Raw genomic sequence first — 16,923 nt, 5'->3', positions numbered from 1 at the left:
TCGAGCCCGAGCCGCCGATGGACCGCTACGAACGCATCCTCGCCCTGCACCGCAGCCTCAAGGCCGCGCGCCTTCCGGTGCCGCTCCAGCGCCTGATGGACGAGCTCGGATGCTCCCGGGCCACGCTCTATCGCGACATCGCCTTCCTGCGCGACGCGCTCGGTGCGCCGCTGGAGAGCACCGACGGCGAAGCCAGCTTCCGCTACCTCGAGAAGGAGGCCGAGCGTTTCGAGCTTCCCGGTTTGTGGCTGAGCTCGGAGGAACTGCATGCCCTGACCGCCGCGCAGCAGCTGCTCGACCGCACCGGCCCGGGCATCCTCTCGGCGGCGATCGCGCCCCTCAAGGGACGCATCGATTCCCTCCTGCAACAGCATGCGGGGGGGAAGCGTTGGCCGATCGAACGGGTGCGGGTGATCGGCAGCGGCACGCGGCGCGTGGACGAGGCAGCCTTCCGCATGGTTGCCGGCGCAGTGCTCGAGCGCCGTCGCCTCCGCTTCGAATACCTCGCGCGTTCGACGAACACCCGGACGCAGCGAAGCGTCTCGCCGCAGCGGCTCACGCATTACCGCGACAACTGGTACCTCGACGCCTTCGACCACGAGCGCGAGGCCCTGCGCAGCTTCTCCGTCGATCGCATCGCCCATGCGCGCATCGACGATGTGGCGGCCATCGACCATCCCGATGCAGAGCTCGACGCCCATCTCGCCTCGAGCTACGGCATTTTCAGCGGGGCGCCCAAGGCCTGGGCGACGATACGCTTCAGCGCCAAGGCCGCGCGCTGGGTGGCCGACGAACACTGGCACTCGAAACAGGAAGGCCGATTGCTGCCCGATGGCCGTTACGAGCTTCGCGTGCCCTACAGCAACGCGCGCGAGCTGCTGATGGATGTGCTTCGCTATGGCCCGGATGCGGAAGTGGTCGAGCCCACCCCGCTGCGCGAGCAGCTGCGCACCCTGTTGCAACTCACCGCGGCCGCCTATGACGGCTGAGCCGGCCGCCGCGGCGAGGGCCGGCAAGCGGATCGCCCTCGTCCTTGGAGCGGGGGGCGCGCGCGGCCTCGCCCACATCGGCGTGATCGAAGCCCTGGAGGCCCGCGGCTTCGAGATCGCGGCGATCGCGGGCTCGTCCATGGGAGCGCTCGTCGGCGGCATCCACGCCGCCGGCAAGCTCGCCGCCTACCGCGAATGGGCCGAGCGGCTGGAGCGCAACGACGTTCTCCGACTGCTCGACGTGACCTTCGGCGCGTCGGGGTTGATCCGCGGCGACCGCGTCATCGCGACGCTTCGCGAGCTCGTCGGCGAGCATCGCATCGAGACGCTGCCCTTGCCCTACGTGGCGGTCGCCACCGATCTCGCCACGCAGCGCGAGGTGTGGTTCCAGCATGGCCCGCTGTTCGACGCCATCCGTGCATCGATCGCCATCCCGATGGTGTTCACGCCGCACGAGGTGAACGGCCGCGAGCTGGTCGACGGCGGCCTGCTCGCGCCGCTGCCGCTGGCGGCGACCCGTGCGTTCCACTGCGACTACGTGGTGGCCGTCGACCTCAATGCGCGGTCGCCGCGCGCACCCGTGAGCGGGCCCGTGCCGCTGCGGGAAGCCGAGATGTTCAACGACGACGCGCCCATAGCGCCGCCGAACTGGAAGGCGCGCGTGGCCTCGTGGTTCAGCGTCCCCCCGCCCGCGTCCACGCCACCGGCGCCGGGCGGCGGGATCGGCAGCCTGTTGGACCTCATGTCGCGCTCGATGGACACCATGCATTCGCAGATCACGCGTTTGCAGGTCGCCCAGGATCCGCCGGACCTCGTCATCCGCGTGCCGCGCGATTCCGCGAGCTTCTACGAGTTCTGGCGCGCCAAGGAGCTCCGTGAGCGCGGCCGCGAGCTCGCCGAGGCCGCGCTCACCGACTGGATTCAGTAGCGCTGGATCGCGCAGCGCTTGGGCGAGCGCGGCGCCGGGTCGCCGCCGAAGGCCGCGTTCGTGCAGGACACGCCGTCGCGGAACTCGCGGGTCACGCTCCGGCCGTCGTCGGATCCATACCAGATGGAACGACGGCCGCGGAACGAGCAGAAGCCGCCCTCGGTCGCGCACTCCGTCCAGGCGTTGCCAGGCCCGCCGCCCTGCCAGCCGCCACCGGTGCGGAACGAGCAGTGCTTGACCTCGCCCGGGGCAGGATCGCCGAAGCCGCGGTTGTCGCAGCGCACGCTGCCGCCACGGACCTCGAGGTCGGTGAAGCGGCGCTCCGTGCCGTAGCGGACCGTGGCAGGGCCGGGCAGGCGGCAGACCTCGTTCTCGCGCGCGCAAGGCGTCCAGCCACCGCTCCAGCTGCCGCCCCAGCCGCCGCCGCTACCCGGCCGGCCGCCACCGTCGTAGCGCAGTTCGCAGACCTTCCGCTCGCGCGGCGCGGGATCGCCGAAGGTCTGGATGCTGCAGGCCACGCTGCCGCCGCGGACGCGGCGTTCGTAGTAGCGGCCGTTGGTGCCAAAGCGCACCGTGGCCGGCCCGTCGACGCGACAGGTCTCGTTCTCGCGGGCGCAGAGCGTCCAGCCGTAGCCGTCGTCGCCACCGCCGCCCCAGCCGGTGTCGTCGTACTGGCGGATTTCGCAGCGTTTTCCGCGACCGGGCGCCGGGTCGCCGAACATCGAGTTGTCGCACTGCAGGCTCGCGTTGCGCACCTCGCGATACACGTAGCGCCCCTGCGTGCCGTAGCGCACGACCCCCCAGCCCCGCACCGAGCAGCGGCGTCCTTCCTCGGCACAGAAGCGCCAGTCCCCCGACCATCCGCCGCCGTAGCGGCCCGACTTCGCCGCCACCGCGGGCTGCGGCTCGCTGGAGGTTTCCGGGCCGATGTAGCCGTCGGCGGGCTGCGCCGATGCCGTGGCGACAGAGAGCCCGGCCAGCGCAAACAGCGCCAAGGCAAGGACGGGGCGGACGCGGGAGACACTCGGCATGGCGGGCCTCGTTGGTTGGGGGTGCGGCGCATGGAATAGCACGCTCGCCCGCGCCCCGCCATGCGGGCGTCCCGCCCGTTCAGCGCCGGGCTGGATCAGGGGGCGATCGGCGCGACCGTCTGCCCCTCGACTTGGGGCACGCGCCGCAAGGCCGCGCGATCCACCCCGTGTGCGGCCATTCGCGTGGCCAAGGCGGCCAGCGTGGCGTCGTCGACGACCGGCTCGCGCGCGAAGATCCAGGCCAGCTTGCGGTCCGGCGTGGCGAGCAGGGCGGTCGAGTAGTCCGGCGCGACCTCCAACACCTGCATGCGGGTCGAGATGGGCCAGACGAACTGAACCTTCCACTCGCGGCCGCCGCTGCCCTCGACGACGGTCGAGACGCCGTTCCACGTACGGTCGGGTTCGCCGAAGGCCTTCTTGAACACGAAGTCGTTGTCGATGCGCCCATCCGGACGCAGGCGATAGACGTCGCGCGTCGCGACTTTCCCGTTCTCGAAGAAGTAGGGGACATTCGCCACGACGTGCCACGTGCCCATGAAGCGCTCGAGGTCGACGGGTGCGGCGCTGGCTTCGGCAGGCATGCGGGGGGTTTCCGGTGGGGTCTGGCAGGCGGCCAGCGCGAGGGCCAAGGCGGCGATCACGGCGGTGCGTAGGGCGGGGCGGGCGGCGGCGCGCATGGGCGGCTCCGTTGGAATGATTGACGCAGCGTGGTCGCCGCCGGGAGAACGCCCCGTCAAGGCCGTGAAGGCGGCGTTCGCTGTGACTTTGGTCATGCATGCCGCGGCGTGGGCCGGGGGTAAGCTCCGACCACTCCCTTCCGGCCCCCATGGAGGCCCCATGCGCCGCACGCGCCTCGCTCTTGTCCTTGCCCTGATGACCGCTCCGCTCAGCCATGCCCAGACCCCTGCGACCGCGGCCACCGCGCCGCAGCCCGCCGACCCCTGGCAGTGGCTGGAGGATGTCGAAGCCCCGCGATCGCTCGACTGGGTGCGCGCGCAGAACGCCGACTCGCTGAAGGTGCTGGAGGCGCAGCCGGAGTTCGGCGCGCTGCGCGACGACCTGCTGGCCATCCTCGATTCGAATGCCCGCATTCCGTTCGTCAGCAAGCAGGGCGAGTATTTCTATAACTTCTGGCGCGATGCCAAGAACCCCGCCGGCCTGTGGCGCCGCACGACGCTCGAGGAGTACCGCAAGGCCGAGCCCGCGTGGGAAGTGCTGATCGACCTCGACGCCATCAACAAGGCCGAGGACATGAACTGGGTGTGGCGCGGCGCCAACTGCCTGCGCCCCGCCTATGATCGCTGCCTCGTCTCGCTGTCGCGTGGTGGCGCCGACGCCATCGAGATCCGCGAGTGGGACAAGAGCGATCGCGCTTTCGTCGAAGGCGGCTTCCGCCTGCCGGAGGCCAAGGGCGGCGCGGTCTGGCGCGATGCGGACAGCGTCTTCGTCTACACCGATTTCGGCGAGGGCTCGATGACGTCCTCGGGCTACCCGCGCGTCGTCAAGGAATGGACCCGCGGTACGCCGCTGGCCGAGGCCAAGGTGGTGTACGAGGGCACGGCGCAGGACATGTACATCGCCGGCTACCGCGACCTGACGCCGGGCTTCGAGCGGGACTTCGTCAGCCGCACCCTCGCCTTCTACAACGACGAGCTCTACCTGCGCGGTGCCGATGGCGCGCTCACCAAGATCGATGCGCCCAATTCGGCGAACAAGACGCCGTACCGTGAGTGGCTGATCCTCGAGCTGCGCGAGGACTACCGCGTCGGCGACCGCGTCTACCCGAAGGGCGCGGTGATCGCGGCCAAGTTCGACGCGTTCATGGCTGGCGGGCGCGAGTTCGACGTGCTGTTCGAGCCGACCGACACCACGGCCTTCGTCGGCCTCACGCCGACCAAGGACCACCTGATCCTCAACGTGCTCGAGGACGTCAAGAACCGTCTGTCGGTGCTGACCTACGCGAACGGCGAGTGGACGCGCGGTCCGCTGCAAGGCGCGCCGGCCTTCGGCACGGTGTCGGTCTCGGCCGTCGACGACGAGGCGAACAACGACTACTTCCTCACCGTGACCGACTACCTGACGCCGACCACGCTGATGATGGGTACCGTCGGCGAGGCGCCGCAGCCGCTGAAGCAGCTGCCGGCTTTCTTCGACGCCACGGGCTTCGAGATCACCCAGAACTTCGCCACCAGCAAGGACGGCACCCGCGTGCCCTACTTCATGGTCGCGAAGAAGGGCCTCGAGGCGAACGGCAAGAACCCGACCCTGCTGTACGGCTACGGCGGTTTCGAGGTCTCGCTGACTCCGGGCTACTCCGCCGGCGTGGGCCGCGCGTGGCTGTCCGAAGGGGGTGTCTACGTCGTCGCCAACATCCGCGGCGGTGGCGAGTACGGCCCGCGCTGGCACCAGGCCGGCCTCAAGGAAAACCGCCTGCGCATCTACGAGGATTTCGCCGCGGTGGCGGAAGACCTGATCAAGCGCGGTATCACCACGGCGCCGCACCTCGGCATCCAGGGCGGCAGCAACGGCGGCCTGCTGGTCGGCAACATGACCGTGCTCTACCCGCAGCTGTTCGGCGCCGTGGTCTGCCAGGTGCCGCTCCTCGACATGCGCCGCTACCACACGCTGCTGGCCGGCGCCTCGTGGATGGCCGAGTACGGCAACCCGGACGACCCGGCGCAGTGGGAGTTCATCCGCACCTTCTCGCCGTACCACAACGTGAAGCCCGACGTGCAGTACCCGCCCGTGCTGTTCACCACGTCCACGCGCGATGACCGCGTGCACCCGGGCCACGCCCGCAAGATGTTCGCGCTAATGAAGGAGCAGGGCCACCCGGTCTACTACTACGAGAACATCGAGGGCGGCCACGGCGGCGCCGCGAACAACGCGCAGAGCGCCAAGATGAACGCGCTGGCCTACACCTTCCTGAAGATGAAGCTCTTCCCGGAGGCGAACTGATGCACCGCCCGAACCTTTCGCGCCGTCCGCTGGCCGCACTCGGCCTGCTGCTCGCCTCCGGCTTCGCCGCGCCGGCGAGTTTCGCGGCGGACGCACCGACGCCGCCCGTGGCCGCGCAGCGCCCGCACGAAGTGAAGGCGCCGCACGGCGCCGTGCGCAACGACGAGTACTACTGGCTTCGCGACGACAAGCGCGAGAACCCGGAGATGCTCGCCTACCTCAACGCCGAGAACGCCTACGCCGATGCCGTGCTGGCGCCGCTGGCACCGCTGAAGCAGCGCCTTTACGGGGAGATCGTCGGCCGCATCCAGCAGGACGACTCCAGCGTGCCGTACTTCGAGGACGGCTACTGGTACTACACGCGTTTCGAAGCCGGCAAGGACTACGCCATCACCGCCCGCCGCAAGGGCACGATGGAGGCGCCGGAAGAGATCCTGCTCGACCAGAACGCGATGGCCGAGGGCAAGGACTACTTCCAGGTCGGCGGTTGGGAGGTGAGCCCGGACGGAAGCAAGCTCGCGTGGGCCGAGGACCTCAACGGTCGCCGCCAGTACACGATCAAGGTCAAGGACATCGCCACCGGTGAAGTGCTGGATTCGGCCATCACCGGCACCAGTGGCAACATCGTCTGGGGCGACGACAACCGGACGATCTGGTACGTCGAGAACGACCCGGAGACCCTGCTCAGCACCCACGTCAAGACGCACGTGATCGGCACGCCGTCGAGCGAGGACAAGCTCGTCTACACCGAGACCGATACGAGCTTCTACATGGGCATCGGCCGCACGCGGTCGAAGCAGTACATCTGCATCGGCGTGCAGAGCACGGTTTCGTCGGAGCAGCGTTGCACCAAGGCCGCCAACCCGGGCGAGTTCACCGTGATCGCCCCGCGCGAGCGCGACGTCGAGTACGACGCCGACCACCACGCCGGCCGCTGGGTCATCACCACCAACTGGAACGCGCCGAACTTCCGCCTCATGACGGCCGCCGAGGACGCCCTCGGCAGCCGCGAGAGCTGGAAGGAACTCGTGCCGCACGCCAGCGATGTCTTCATCGAGGGCGTCGAGCTGTTCGACGGCTTCATGGCCATCGGCGAACGCTCCGACGGCCTGCGCCGCATCCGCATCCTCAAGGACGGCGGCGACAGCCAGTTCGTGAAGTCGGACGAACCGGCCTACACGATGGGCCTCTCGGTCAATGCGATGCCCGACACCCCGTGGGTACGCTACACCTACACCTCGCTCACCACCCCGGCGACGACCTACGAGATCAACGTCGAGACCGGCGAGCGCAAGCAGCTGAAACAGGACCCGGTGCCTGGCTTCGACCCGACGCAGTACACCACCGAGCGCGTGTGGGTCCCCTCGCGCGACGGCAAGGTGCGCATCCCGGTGTCGATCGTCTACCGCAAGGGCTTCGAGAAGAACGGCGAGGCCGCCCTGCTGCAGTACGCCTACGGCAGCTATGGCAGCTCCTCGGACCCGGGTTTCAGCCGCCTGGTGCCGAGCCTGCTCGACCGCGGCATGGTCTACGCCATCGCCCACATCCGCGGCGGCCAGGAGATGGGCCGCGCCTGGTACGACGACGGCAAGCTGTTCAACAAGATCAACACCTTCACCGATTTCATCGACGTGACCGACTGGCTGGTCAAGAACGGGTATGCCGCGGAGGATCGCGTGGCGGCGATGGGCGGCAGCGCCGGCGGCCTGCTCATGGGCGCGGTGGCCAACATGGCGCCGGAGAAGTACGACGTCATCATCTCGCAGGTGCCCTTCGTGGACGTGGTGACGACGATGCTCGACCCGAGCATCCCGCTCACCACCAACGAGTACGACGAGTGGGGCAACCCGGAGCAGAAGGACTTCTACGACTACATGCTCTCGTACTCGCCCTACGACCAGCTGGCGGCGAAGGACTATCCGGCGATGTTCGTCGGCACCGGCTTGTGGGACTCGCAGGTGCAGTACTGGGAGCCGGCGAAGTACGTCGCCCGCCTGCGCGCGAAGAAGACCGACGACAACCTGCTGGTGTTCCGCACCAACATGGAAGCCGGCCACGGCGGCAAGTCGGGCCGCTTCCGCCGCTTCGCCGAAGCCGCCGAGTACTACGCCTTCCTGCTCGACCAGCTGGGCGTGGAAACGCGTCCGGAGTAATCCGCGACAAGCCGCTGCGCGCCATCGAGAGCCCCGGCCCCGCGCCGGGGTTTTTCGTCCCGAAGCATCGCCGTTCGAGGTTCCCATGCGCCTGCCGACGTTCGCGGTTGTTCTTTTCCTCGCCCTCGCGCCCGCCGCCCTGGCGGCCGCGCCTCGCATCGACGAGGTGCGCTTCGTCAGCCATGGCGCGACGCTGTCGGGCAGCCTCGTCCTGCCGGAAGGAAAGCCCATCGTCGCCGGCGTGGTGTTCATCCACGGCTCCGGCGAGCAGGGGCGCAACCTCGGCGTGGCCCGGCGCCTCGCCGATGGCGGCATCGCCGCGCTGGTCTACGACAAGCGCGGCGTGGGGCGCTCGGGAGGGGTGTACGAGGGCGAGCAGAGCGTCACCGGCATGAACATCTCGCTCCTCGCGGATGACGCGGTGGCGGCGCTCGAGACCTTGGCGACGCAGCCCGGGCTCGATGCGGTGCCGCTCGGTTTCGCCGGCATCTCGCAGGCCGGCTGGATCGCGCCGGTCGCCGCGACCCGGACGCGCCAAGCGGATTTCCTGCTGCTGTGGAGCGCACCGGTGACCAAGGTCAGCGAGGAGGACCTCTACAGCAAGCACACCGGCGACCGCGACGGCGCCGACCGCCCGGCCTACGCCACGGCGCTCGCCGCGCGCGACACGCCCTACGTCTGGCCGGCCTTCCTTGGCCGGGACACCGACCCCGCCGAAGACCTGGCGACGCTGGCGATTCCGGGTTTCTGGATCTTCGGCGAACAGGACGGCAGCATTCCGGTGGACCTCTCGCTGCGGAACCTGCGCGCGCTGCAGGCCAAGGGTCACCGGTACGAGTATCGCGTCTTCCCCGGGCAGGGCCACAACAACATGGCCGCGACCTTCGACGCGGCGATCGCGTGGGTTGCGGCGTTCGCGGGCGGAGCGCGATCAGCCCACGATGGCGAGGCGAGCGGGCAAGCGCGCTGATCGACGGTGGCGGCAGGTGGCGTCGCCCATCCGATCTTCCGCGGTGGTGGGTCATTCGGCGTGACGCATCACGCGGGACAGCGGCCTGAATTCGAATTCATCGACGGTGACTCTCACGGCGGATGGACCGGCCGCCGATACACTCGAGCGTCGCCGTTCCCGTCCTCGAGGCTTCGATGCGCTTGCGTCCTCTGACCGCCTTCCTCGCTGGCCTGTTAGCCGCCTCCGCTGCCGCAGCGCAGCAGACCGCCTCGCCGCCACCGTCTTCGGGGTCGTTCGTCGGCACCACCGAGCCGATGGCAGCGCACGCGGTCTATTTCGTGATGACCGACCGCTTCGTCAACGGCGATCCGTCGAACGACCATCGTGAGCAGGGCCTGCCCGACCATGGCACCTGGGGCGGGCCGGTGCCCGGCGCGCCGCCGGGCAAGGCCGACTACGTGGGCTACCTCGGCGGGGATTTCCGCGGTCTCCTCGACAACGCTGGCTACATCCGCGACATGGGTTTCGGCGCCGTGTGGCTGACGCCGATCGTCGAGCAGCCGGACGAGGCCTTCAGCGGCGGCACGCCGGCCGCGTGGGGGAAGATGTTCACGGACGGCGGCAAGTCCGGCTACCACGGCTACTGGGCCACGAACTTCTACGAGCTTGATGAGCATCTTCCGTCCGAGGGCCTCGATTTCCGCGCGCTCACCGCCGGCCTTCGCGCCCGTGGTTTGAAGACGGTGCTCGACGTGGTCGCCAACCACGGTTCGCCGTCGTTCACCGCCCCGACGCAGCGTGACCAGTTCGGCAAGCTGTTCAACGAGGCCGGCGAGCTCGTCGCCGACCACCAGAACCTGCCGCCGCGGCGCCTGACGCCTGCCACGAATCCGCTGCACGCCTTCTTCCGCACCGAGCCTGACATCGCCGAGCTCTCGAACCTCGACGAGCGCAACCCTGCCGTCGTCGACTACCTCGTGGGAAGCAGCCTGAAATGGCTGGGGCAGGGCGCCGATGCGCTCCGCCTCGACACCATCAAACACATGCCGCTGTCGTTCTGGAAGACCTACGCGGACCGCCTGCGGGCCGAGCGTCCGGGCCTTTTCATGTTCGGCGAGGCCTTCACCTACGAGCCCGACGTGCTTGGCGCGTTCACGCAGCCGGAGAACGGCGCGATCAGCGTGCTCGACTTCCCGCTGCAGAAGGCGATGGGCGAGGTGTTCGGCAAGCGCGACGCGGGCTACGAGGCGATCCTCCCCGCGCTGTTCCTCGACGGCGGCCCGTATGCCAATCCGTACGTGCTGATGACCTTCTACGACAACCACGACATGCCACGCCTCGACGCCGACGATGCCGGCTTCATCAATGCGAACAACTTCCTGTTCACCGTGCGTGGCATCCCGGTGGTCTACCAGGGTTCGGAGGTGGGCTTCATGCGTGGCACCGCCGAGCATGCCGGCAACCGCAATTACTTCGGGCAGGCGCGCATCGATGCTGCGCCGGCGAACCCGATCCATGGGGCACTGAAGCGCATCGCGACGCTCCGCGCTAATACGCCGGCGCTGCAGCGCGGCCTGCAGGTCAACGTGGAATTCGAAGGCGAACGCGCGGCGTTCTACCGCGTGTTGGAGCACGACGGCGTGGCGCAGACCGCGCTCGTGCTGCTGAACAAGGGCGATGCCGCGACGCGCTTCCGCATCGACGCCCTGGTGCAACCGGGCCGCTGGCGCGAAGCGCTGGGCGGCGGCACCCGCGTGATTGCGGCGGGCGAGGCCTTCGAGTCCGAGGTGCCTGCGAACGGCGTGCAGGTCTTCATGTTCGAGCAGCCGCTCACTGCGCCCGCCCTTCGCGCCGCGGTCGAAGCCGCGATGATCGCGCGCTGAAACCGGTCCGCGATCAGCCGCCGGCGGGCTCGGTGAATTCGAGGCGCAGCGGCCGGTCGAGCAGGCGCTCCATGGGCAGAGGCCATAGGCCGAGGGGGGCCACGCGGCGCATCGCGTCCTCCGGACTCATGCCCTTTTCGCGTACCAGCCAAGCGGCATAAAGGTGCGCGGCGCGCGTGCCGCTGGCGCAGTGCAGCAGCACGTCGCCTTCGCCGGTCGCCATGGCCGCGCTGAACGCGTCGAGCGCGGCAGGGGTGAAGCCCGCGTTGCCGGCGATCGGCAGCAGGGTGTAGTCCATGCCCTGCGCTTTCGCCACGGCGGCCGCGTCGAAACCCAGCGTGGCCATTTCCTCGGGCGTGCGCAGGTTGATCACGCGGCGAACGCCTTTGGCACCCAGGGCTTCGAGATCGGCAGCCATCGGCTGCGGCGACAGCAGCACCGCGCCATCCCGGACCACCCGGGTCTCGAACGGCGGCTGGGCCGGCACTGGCGCGGGGGTGGCAACGGGCGCTGCCGTCGCGGCATCGCCGCGGGTCGCGCCGTTGCCGGCGCAGGCGGCGAGCAGGACGGACGCGATGACGAGGACGGGGTAGCGGCGCATGGCGGGTTCCTCAACGGGCTTTGCTGGATCTTCCTGCAGGGCGGGTGACGGCGAGCTCTGCGCCGCAGGAGCGACGCACCACGAGCGCCGGCGAGAGCACCTCGCTCACCGCGGCCTCGCCGCGGATCTCCCGGATCAGCGTGTCGACGAGCTTCTCGCCGGCAAGCTTCGTGTCCTGCAGGACGGTGGTGAGCGGCGGATTGGTGAAGGCGGCCACCGGCTGGTCGTCGAAGCCCATCACCGCGACGTCCTCGGGGACACGCAGGCCGTGCTCCATCAGCGCGCGCATCGCGCCGATCGCGATCAGGTCGCTGGCGCAGAACACGGCGTCGAAAGCGACACCGCGCGCGAAGAGCGCCTGCGCGGCGGCGTAACCGGCCAGCTCGGTCGAGTCGATGACGTCGATCTGAAGGGCGGGTTCGGTACTCAGGCCAGCATCCTGCAGCGCGTCGCACAGGCCCAGGTAGCGATCGCGGAACTCGGGCCACGTCGGCTGGTTGGCGCCGAGGTAGGCCACCCGCCGTCGGCCATGCGTCGCAAGGTGCTCGCCCGCGAGGCGTCCACCGGCCCGATTGTCGCTCCCGATCGATACGCCGGGCTGGGCGTCGAAGACCGGCCCCCAGCGGACGAAATGCGTGCCTTGCTGGACGAGGCGGTCGAGCTTGTCGCGGGTGCTGAACCATTCGCCGTAGCCCAGCAGGATGAGGCCGTCGGCCTTGTGTGCGTCCTGGTAGTCGGCGTGCCAGTCCTCGCTGAACTGCTGGAAGCTCACCAGCAGGTCGTAGCCCTGCCGCGCGCAGGCGCGGGTGATCGAGCCCAGCATCGTCAGGAAGAACGGGTTGATCAGCGTGTCGTTCGGGGTCGGGTCCTCGAACAGCAGCAGGGCCAGCGTGACCGAGCTCTGCCGGCGCAGGTTCGACGCGTTCTTGTCGACCTTGTAGTTCAGCTCGCGGGCGATCTCACGGATGCGCCGGCGGGTGTCCTCGCTGACCAGCGGGCTGTCGCGCAGCGCCCGCGAGACCGTGGCCTGCGAGACGCCGGCGCGGTAGGCGATGTCGAACGACGTGGGGCGGGATTTCTGGCTCATGACGACGGGAGGATACCCCGCCCCGGGAAGGCGGCGCGGTCGTCGCGTGACGGCGCCACGGGCTGCGTCGTTCAGGTCGCTCGCAGCCCCGCGGCATCCCGGGCCAAACGTTCGACGCGCGACCAATCGCCCGCGGCGACGGCGTCTTTCGGGAGCATCCACGAGCCGCCCGCGGTGCCGACGTTCGGCAGGGCGAGGAAGTCACGGGCGTTGGTGGCGTCGATGCCTCCCGTGGGGCAGAAGCGGGCCTGTGGGAAGGGGCCGGCAAAGCCCTTCAGGGCGCCGACGCCGCCCGAACTCACCGCGGGGAAGAACTTGAAGCGCTGGTGGCCGTAGCCCAACCCCTGCATCACCTCGCTGGCCGTGGCCACGGCCGGCAGCCACGCGATCGGACTGGCGTCGGCGGCGCGATAGAGGGCTGGCGTGGCCCCGGGACTGATGGCGAAGGTGCAGCCGGCGGCGGCGGCGGCGTCGAGATCCGCGGGCGTCAGCACGGTGCCGGCCCCGAGAATGGCGCCCTCCACCTCAGCGGCGATGCGGCGCATCGCCGCGAGCGCCACCGGCGTGCGCAACGTGACTTCGAGCACCGGTAGCCCGCCGGCCACTAGGGCGCGGGCCAGTGGAACCGCCTGCTCCAGCGTCTCGATGACGATCACCGGCAGCACCGGCGCCTGGGCGAAGACGGCATCGACCGCCGCGTTGCGTCGTTCTGTGCTCCAGCTCATCGTGCCGCTGCTCCCCTGGATGCCGTGGATTGCTTCATTCGTCCCCCCCTCGTCGCGTCATCGCGCTTCCGTCATTCTGCCTGCCGCAGCGCGCAGGCGGCACCGAGCAGGCCGGGCTGCGGATGGGTGATGACGTGGAGGCTCACCTTCTCCAGGTACGCGGCGAATCGGCCTTTGGCGAGGAAGCGCTCGCGGAAGGCGCTGCTGCGCAGGAACGGGATGAAACGCGGCACGATGCCGCCCGCGATCATCACGCTCTTGGCACCATGGATCAGGGCGGTATCGCCGGCAACGCTGCCGAGCACGGCGCAGAAACGCGCCAGCGTGCGACGGGCATTGAGGTCATGGCCCTCGAGCGCCGATTCGACGATGGCCGCGGGGTCGCGCAGGACGGTGGCGCTGTCGCCGAGCGGGTTCGGGCCGGTGCCGGGGTCGCGCAGGGCGGCATCGATGTGCGACAGGCCGACACCGCAGAGCAGGCGTTCATTGCTGGTGCGGCCGAAGCGCTGGGTCATCCAGCGCTGGATCCTGTGCTCCTCCTCGCCGATCGGCGCGAAGCTCACGTGGCCGCCCTCGGTCTCGACCACCTGCCAGCCGCGCGTCGCGTCGCCGACCAGCATCGCGACGCCAAGGCCGGTGCCGGGGCCGAGCACGCTGACCGGGCCCCGCCGCGGCAGGGCTGGATCGCCGTGCAGGCAGACCACGTCGTCCGGCGACAGCGCGGGCACCGACCAGGCCACCGCGCCGAAGTCATTGATGACGGCGAGGCGTTCGAAGCCGAGCACCTCCTGCAGCTCGCGCTTCGAAAAGGCCCAGGCACGGTTGGTCAGTCGTATGGCGTCCCCGTCGACGGGGCAGGCCACCGCGATGGCAGCCCTCGAGGGCTTCGCGCCCACGCCCGCGAGGTAGGCCTCGGCAGCGTGCTGCAGGCTGGCATACTCGCTGCAGGGCAGCGTCTCCACGGCACGCATGTCGGGCCGTGCCGCGGCGAGGTCCGTCAGCGCGAACCGCGCATTGGTGCCGCCGATGTCGGCGATCAAGGCGGGGCGGTGGATCGCGCTCACAGGCCGCTGTTCCCGAACAGCGCGCAGGCGCCGTCCTCCGCGCTGTCCACGGCCTCGCGGAACACCGCGAACAGCTCGCGTCCCACGCCGAACTGGTTGCCGGCGAGGTCCATCGGGGCGGGCGTGCGCGCCGCCCACTCGGCTTCGGGCATGTCGACCTCGACGGTCGACGTCTCGGCATCGATGGTGATGATGTCGCCATCGCGGAGCTTGGCGATCGGCCCGCCGGCCACGGCCTCGGGCACGAGGTGGATGGCCGCCAGCACCTTGCCGGAGGCGCCACTCATGCGGCCGTCGGTGAGCAGGGCGACGCGCTGGCCGCGGTCCTGCAGCAGGCCGAGCGTCGGCGTGAGTTTGTGCAGCTCGGGCATGCCGTTGGCCTTCGGGCCCTGGCGACGGATCACGGCGACGAAATCGCCCTCCAGCTGGCCGGCCTTGAAGGCGGCGAGCAGGTCGTCCTGGTCGTCGAAGACCTTGGCCGGCGCGGTGATGCGACGGTGCTCCGGCGCAACGGCCGAGATCTTCACCACGGCGCGGCCGAGGCGTCCGGTGACCAGGCGCAGGCCGCCTTCGGCATCGAAGGGCTCGGCCACGGGGCGCAGCACGTTGAGGTCGCCGCTCGCCGGCGGTGGTTCGCGCCACGTGAGCCGGGTGCCCTCGAGGTGCGGCTCGAGCGACTGCTGGCGCAGGTCGCTGCCATGGACGCACTTCAGGTCGCCGTGCAGCAGGCCGGCGTCGATCAGCTCGCGGATCACGAAGCCGAGCCCGCCTGCGGCGTGGAAGTGGTTCACGTCGGCCGAGCCGTTCGGGTACACGCGGGCCATCAGCGGCGTGGCGCGCGAGAGCTCGTCGAGGTCGTCCCAGGTGACGCGCAGGCCGGCGGCGCGCGCCATGGCCACGAGGTGGATCACGTGGTTGGTCGAACCGCCCGTCGCCGCGAGGCCGACCATCGCGTTGACGATGGCCTTCTCGTCGACCGTGTGGCCGATGGGGCGCCAATCGGGCCCAAGCGCGGTGACGCGCAGGGCCTGCTCGGCGGCGGCCACGGTGAGGGCGTCGCGCAGGGCGGTGCCCGGGTTCACGAAGGCCGAGCCCGGCAGGTGCAGGCCCATCACTTCCATCAGCATCTGGTTGCTGTTGGCGGTGCCGTAGAACGTGCAGGTGCCGGCCGAGTGGTAGCTCGCCGATTCCGCCGCGAGCAGTTCCTCGCGCGTGGCCTTGCCTTCGGCGTAGCGCTGGCGGACGGCCGCTTTTTCCTTGTTCGGCAGGCCCGAGGGCATCGGGCCCGCGGGCACGAACACCACCGGCAGGTGGCCGAAGGCCAGCGCGCCCATCAGCATGCCCGGCACGATCTTGTCGCAGACGCCGAGCATCAGCGCGGCGTCGAACATGTCGTGCGAAAGCGCGACGGCCGTGGCCTGCGCGATGGTGTCGCGCGACCACAGCGAGAGCTCCATGCCGGTGCGGCCCTGCGTCACGCCGTCGCACATCGCCGGCACGCCGCCGGCCACCTGCGCGGTGCCGCCGGCGTTGCGGGCCGCCATCTTGATCAGCTCGGGATAGGTCGCGAACGGCTGGTGCGCCGACAACATGTCGTTGTAGGCGGTGACGATCCCGAGGTTGGGCTTCACCTGCAGCTTCAGCGCGTCCTTGTCGTCGCCCGAGGCGGCGAAGCCGTGGGCGAGGTTGCCGCACGAGAGCCGCGCGCGCGCCGTGCCCTTCAGGCGGGCGGCCTCGATGCGAGCGAGGTAGGCGGTGCGGGTCGGCGCGCTGCGCTCGCGGATCCGCTCGGTGACGCGTTCAACGACGGGGTGCAGCGACATCAGGGGCTCCAGTGGATCGCGAGGTCCGGCGCGGCGGCCAGCAGGGCGTGGATGGGGGCGTCAGCGGCGGGGCGGGTGCGGGCCGATTCGAGCACGGCGCGCTTGGCCTCGCCGGTGATCATCAGCAGCAGCGAGCGCGTCGCCACGAGGCGCGACAGCGTTAGGGAAATGCGCGGGAACGGCGCTTCCGGCGGCAGCGGGTCGGGCGTCAACGCGACAACCGCCGCGCGGTCGCCGGCATCGAGGGCGGCAGCCGGCGTCACCTGCGGGAACAGCGAGGCGAAGTGGGCGTCGGCGCCCATGCCGAGCAGCACGGCGTCGAAGGCGCGGTGGGCGAGCGGCGCGAGGCTGGCCTCGGCGGTGGCGCCGGCCCCGGCAGCGAAGACGGCGGACTCAACGGCGGGCACCAGCGGATGGATCGTCACGCCGTTCGCGGTGGCGAAGGCGTCGGCGAGCGCCCGCTCGTTGCGCTTGTCATGCGTGGCCGACACCCAGCGCTCATCGCTGGCCACGAGGTGCACCTGCGACCACGGCAGGGCCATCGCAGCCAGACGACGGTAGGCGGCGAACGGCGTGCTGCCACCGGCCAGCGCCAGCCAGGCCTCGCCGCGGGCGGCGACGCCCTCGCGGATCGCGTCGGCGAGCGCCTCGGCAACGGCGTCGGCCAGGGCCTCGGCGTTGGCGTGAGGGACGATTGGCAGCGGGCTCATCGGCATAGCGTCGTCGCGG

At 70.2% G+C, this 16,923-nt stretch carries 14 protein-coding genes; 6 read left to right on the top strand and 8 right to left on the bottom strand.

The window, feature by feature from the left end; all coding sequences use genetic code 11:
- Positions 1-17: 17 nt before the first annotated feature.
- On the top strand, positions 18-989 hold the full coding sequence (locus ACYVAK_RS03825) for a helix-turn-helix transcriptional regulator (protein ID WP_461058135.1): 972 nt from the start codon (positions 18-20) through the stop codon (positions 987-989).
- On the top strand, positions 979-1,917 hold the full coding sequence (locus ACYVAK_RS03820; protein WP_461058133.1) for a patatin-like phospholipase family protein: 939 nt from the start codon (positions 979-981) through the stop codon (positions 1,915-1,917). Before ACYVAK_RS03825 ends, ACYVAK_RS03820 begins: the two co-directional genes overlap by 11 nt.
- Here ACYVAK_RS03820 and ACYVAK_RS03815 read toward each other — a convergent pair.
- Positions 1,911-2,948, bottom strand: a complete 1,038-nt coding sequence (locus ACYVAK_RS03815; protein ID WP_461058131.1) for a hypothetical protein — start codon at positions 2,946-2,948, stop codon at positions 1,911-1,913. The two genes, ACYVAK_RS03820 and ACYVAK_RS03815, sit on opposite strands and share 7 nt — an antisense overlap.
- A gap of 95 nt (positions 2,949-3,043) precedes the next feature.
- Positions 3,044-3,625, bottom strand: coding sequence for a lipocalin family protein (locus tag ACYVAK_RS03810; RefSeq protein WP_461058129.1), 582 nt, complete (start codon positions 3,623-3,625; stop codon positions 3,044-3,046).
- A 160-nt stretch (positions 3,626-3,785) separates the two neighbouring features.
- On the opposite strand from ACYVAK_RS03810, the gene ACYVAK_RS03805 reads away from it, so the two are divergent.
- The 4 genes from ACYVAK_RS03805 (at position 3,786) to ACYVAK_RS03790 (ending at position 10,894) form a co-directional block, all read left to right on the top strand.
- Complete coding sequence (locus ACYVAK_RS03805) at positions 3,786-5,906, top strand: prolyl oligopeptidase family serine peptidase (protein ID WP_461058127.1); 2,121 nt, start codon at positions 3,786-3,788, stop codon at positions 5,904-5,906.
- Positions 5,906-8,059 carry a S9 family peptidase gene (locus ACYVAK_RS03800; protein WP_461058126.1) on the top strand — a complete coding sequence of 718 codons (2,154 nt, stop codon included), beginning with the start codon at positions 5,906-5,908 and terminating at the stop codon, positions 8,057-8,059. The genes ACYVAK_RS03805 and ACYVAK_RS03800 overlap by 1 nt, the downstream gene beginning before the upstream one ends.
- An 85-nt stretch (positions 8,060-8,144) precedes the next feature.
- Complete coding sequence (locus ACYVAK_RS03795; protein ID WP_461058124.1) at positions 8,145-9,029, top strand: alpha/beta hydrolase family protein; 885 nt, start codon at positions 8,145-8,147, stop codon at positions 9,027-9,029.
- A 176-nt stretch (positions 9,030-9,205) separates the two neighbouring features.
- Positions 9,206-10,894 carry an alpha-amylase family glycosyl hydrolase gene (locus tag ACYVAK_RS03790; protein WP_461058122.1) on the top strand — a complete coding sequence of 563 codons (1,689 nt, stop codon included), beginning with the start codon at positions 9,206-9,208 and terminating at the stop codon, positions 10,892-10,894.
- Positions 10,895-10,907: 13 nt separating this feature from the next.
- Here the strand turns inward: ACYVAK_RS03790 and ACYVAK_RS03785 are convergent, their stop codons facing one another.
- From ACYVAK_RS03785 to pgl, 6 genes are all read right to left on the bottom strand, one after another.
- Positions 10,908-11,495 carry a protein tyrosine phosphatase family protein gene (locus ACYVAK_RS03785; RefSeq protein ID WP_461058120.1) on the bottom strand — a complete coding sequence of 196 codons (588 nt, stop codon included), beginning with the start codon at positions 11,493-11,495 and terminating at the stop codon, positions 10,908-10,910.
- Positions 11,496-11,505: 10 nt separating this feature from the next.
- Positions 11,506-12,582, bottom strand: a complete 1,077-nt coding sequence (locus ACYVAK_RS03780) for a LacI family DNA-binding transcriptional regulator (RefSeq protein ID WP_461058118.1) — start codon at positions 12,580-12,582, stop codon at positions 11,506-11,508.
- Positions 12,583-12,653: 71 nt separating this feature from the next.
- The gene (gene eda, locus ACYVAK_RS03775) at positions 12,654-13,307 is read right to left on the bottom strand and encodes a bifunctional 4-hydroxy-2-oxoglutarate aldolase/2-dehydro-3-deoxy-phosphogluconate aldolase (protein WP_461058116.1); all 654 of its coding nucleotides are present in this window, start codon (positions 13,305-13,307) and stop codon (positions 12,654-12,656) included.
- Between the two features lie 71 nt (positions 13,308-13,378).
- Positions 13,379-14,371 carry a glucokinase gene (gene glk / locus ACYVAK_RS03770; RefSeq protein WP_461058114.1) on the bottom strand — a complete coding sequence of 331 codons (993 nt, stop codon included), beginning with the start codon at positions 14,369-14,371 and terminating at the stop codon, positions 13,379-13,381.
- Positions 14,368-16,194 carry a phosphogluconate dehydratase gene (gene edd, locus ACYVAK_RS03765; RefSeq protein WP_461058112.1) on the bottom strand — a complete coding sequence of 609 codons (1,827 nt, stop codon included), beginning with the start codon at positions 16,192-16,194 and terminating at the stop codon, positions 14,368-14,370. Before edd ends, glk begins: the two co-directional genes overlap by 4 nt.
- The gene (pgl, locus tag ACYVAK_RS03760; RefSeq protein WP_461058110.1) at positions 16,194-16,904 is read right to left on the bottom strand and encodes a 6-phosphogluconolactonase; all 711 of its coding nucleotides are present in this window, start codon (positions 16,902-16,904) and stop codon (positions 16,194-16,196) included. Before pgl ends, edd begins: the two co-directional genes overlap by 1 nt.
- Positions 16,905-16,923: the final 19 nt, after the last annotated feature.

The organism is Silanimonas algicola, assembly GCF_054777375.1.
This window is presented reverse-complemented; position numbering and strand designations above follow the sequence as displayed.

Bases quoted from the DNA above. Each gene is read 5' to 3' on its own strand.
- ACYVAK_RS03825 (WP_461058135.1), top strand. From the start codon at position 18: ATGGACCGCTACGAACGCATCCTCGCCCTGCACCGCAGCCTCAAGGCC.
- ACYVAK_RS03820 (WP_461058133.1), top strand. From the start codon at position 979: ATGACGGCTGAGCCGGCCGCCGCGGCGAGGGCCGGCAAGCGGATCGCC.
- ACYVAK_RS03815 (WP_461058131.1), bottom strand. From the start codon at position 2,948: ATGCCGAGTGTCTCCCGCGTCCGCCCCGTCCTTGCCTTGGCGCTGTTT.
- ACYVAK_RS03810 (WP_461058129.1), bottom strand. From the start codon at position 3,625: ATGCGCGCCGCCGCCCGCCCCGCCCTACGCACCGCCGTGATCGCCGCC.
- ACYVAK_RS03805 (WP_461058127.1), top strand. From the start codon at position 3,786: ATGCGCCGCACGCGCCTCGCTCTTGTCCTTGCCCTGATGACCGCTCCG.
- ACYVAK_RS03800 (WP_461058126.1), top strand. From the start codon at position 5,906: ATGCACCGCCCGAACCTTTCGCGCCGTCCGCTGGCCGCACTCGGCCTG.
- ACYVAK_RS03795 (WP_461058124.1), top strand. From the start codon at position 8,145: ATGCGCCTGCCGACGTTCGCGGTTGTTCTTTTCCTCGCCCTCGCGCCC.
- ACYVAK_RS03790 (WP_461058122.1), top strand. From the start codon at position 9,206: ATGCGCTTGCGTCCTCTGACCGCCTTCCTCGCTGGCCTGTTAGCCGCC.
- ACYVAK_RS03785 (WP_461058120.1), bottom strand. From the start codon at position 11,495: ATGCGCCGCTACCCCGTCCTCGTCATCGCGTCCGTCCTGCTCGCCGCC.
- ACYVAK_RS03780 (WP_461058118.1), bottom strand. From the start codon at position 12,582: ATGAGCCAGAAATCCCGCCCCACGTCGTTCGACATCGCCTACCGCGCC.
- eda (WP_461058116.1), bottom strand. From the start codon at position 13,307: ATGAGCTGGAGCACAGAACGACGCAACGCGGCGGTCGATGCCGTCTTC.
- edd (WP_461058112.1), bottom strand. From the start codon at position 16,194: ATGTCGCTGCACCCCGTCGTTGAACGCGTCACCGAGCGGATCCGCGAG.
- pgl (WP_461058110.1), bottom strand. From the start codon at position 16,904: ATGAGCCCGCTGCCAATCGTCCCTCACGCCAACGCCGAGGCCCTGGCC.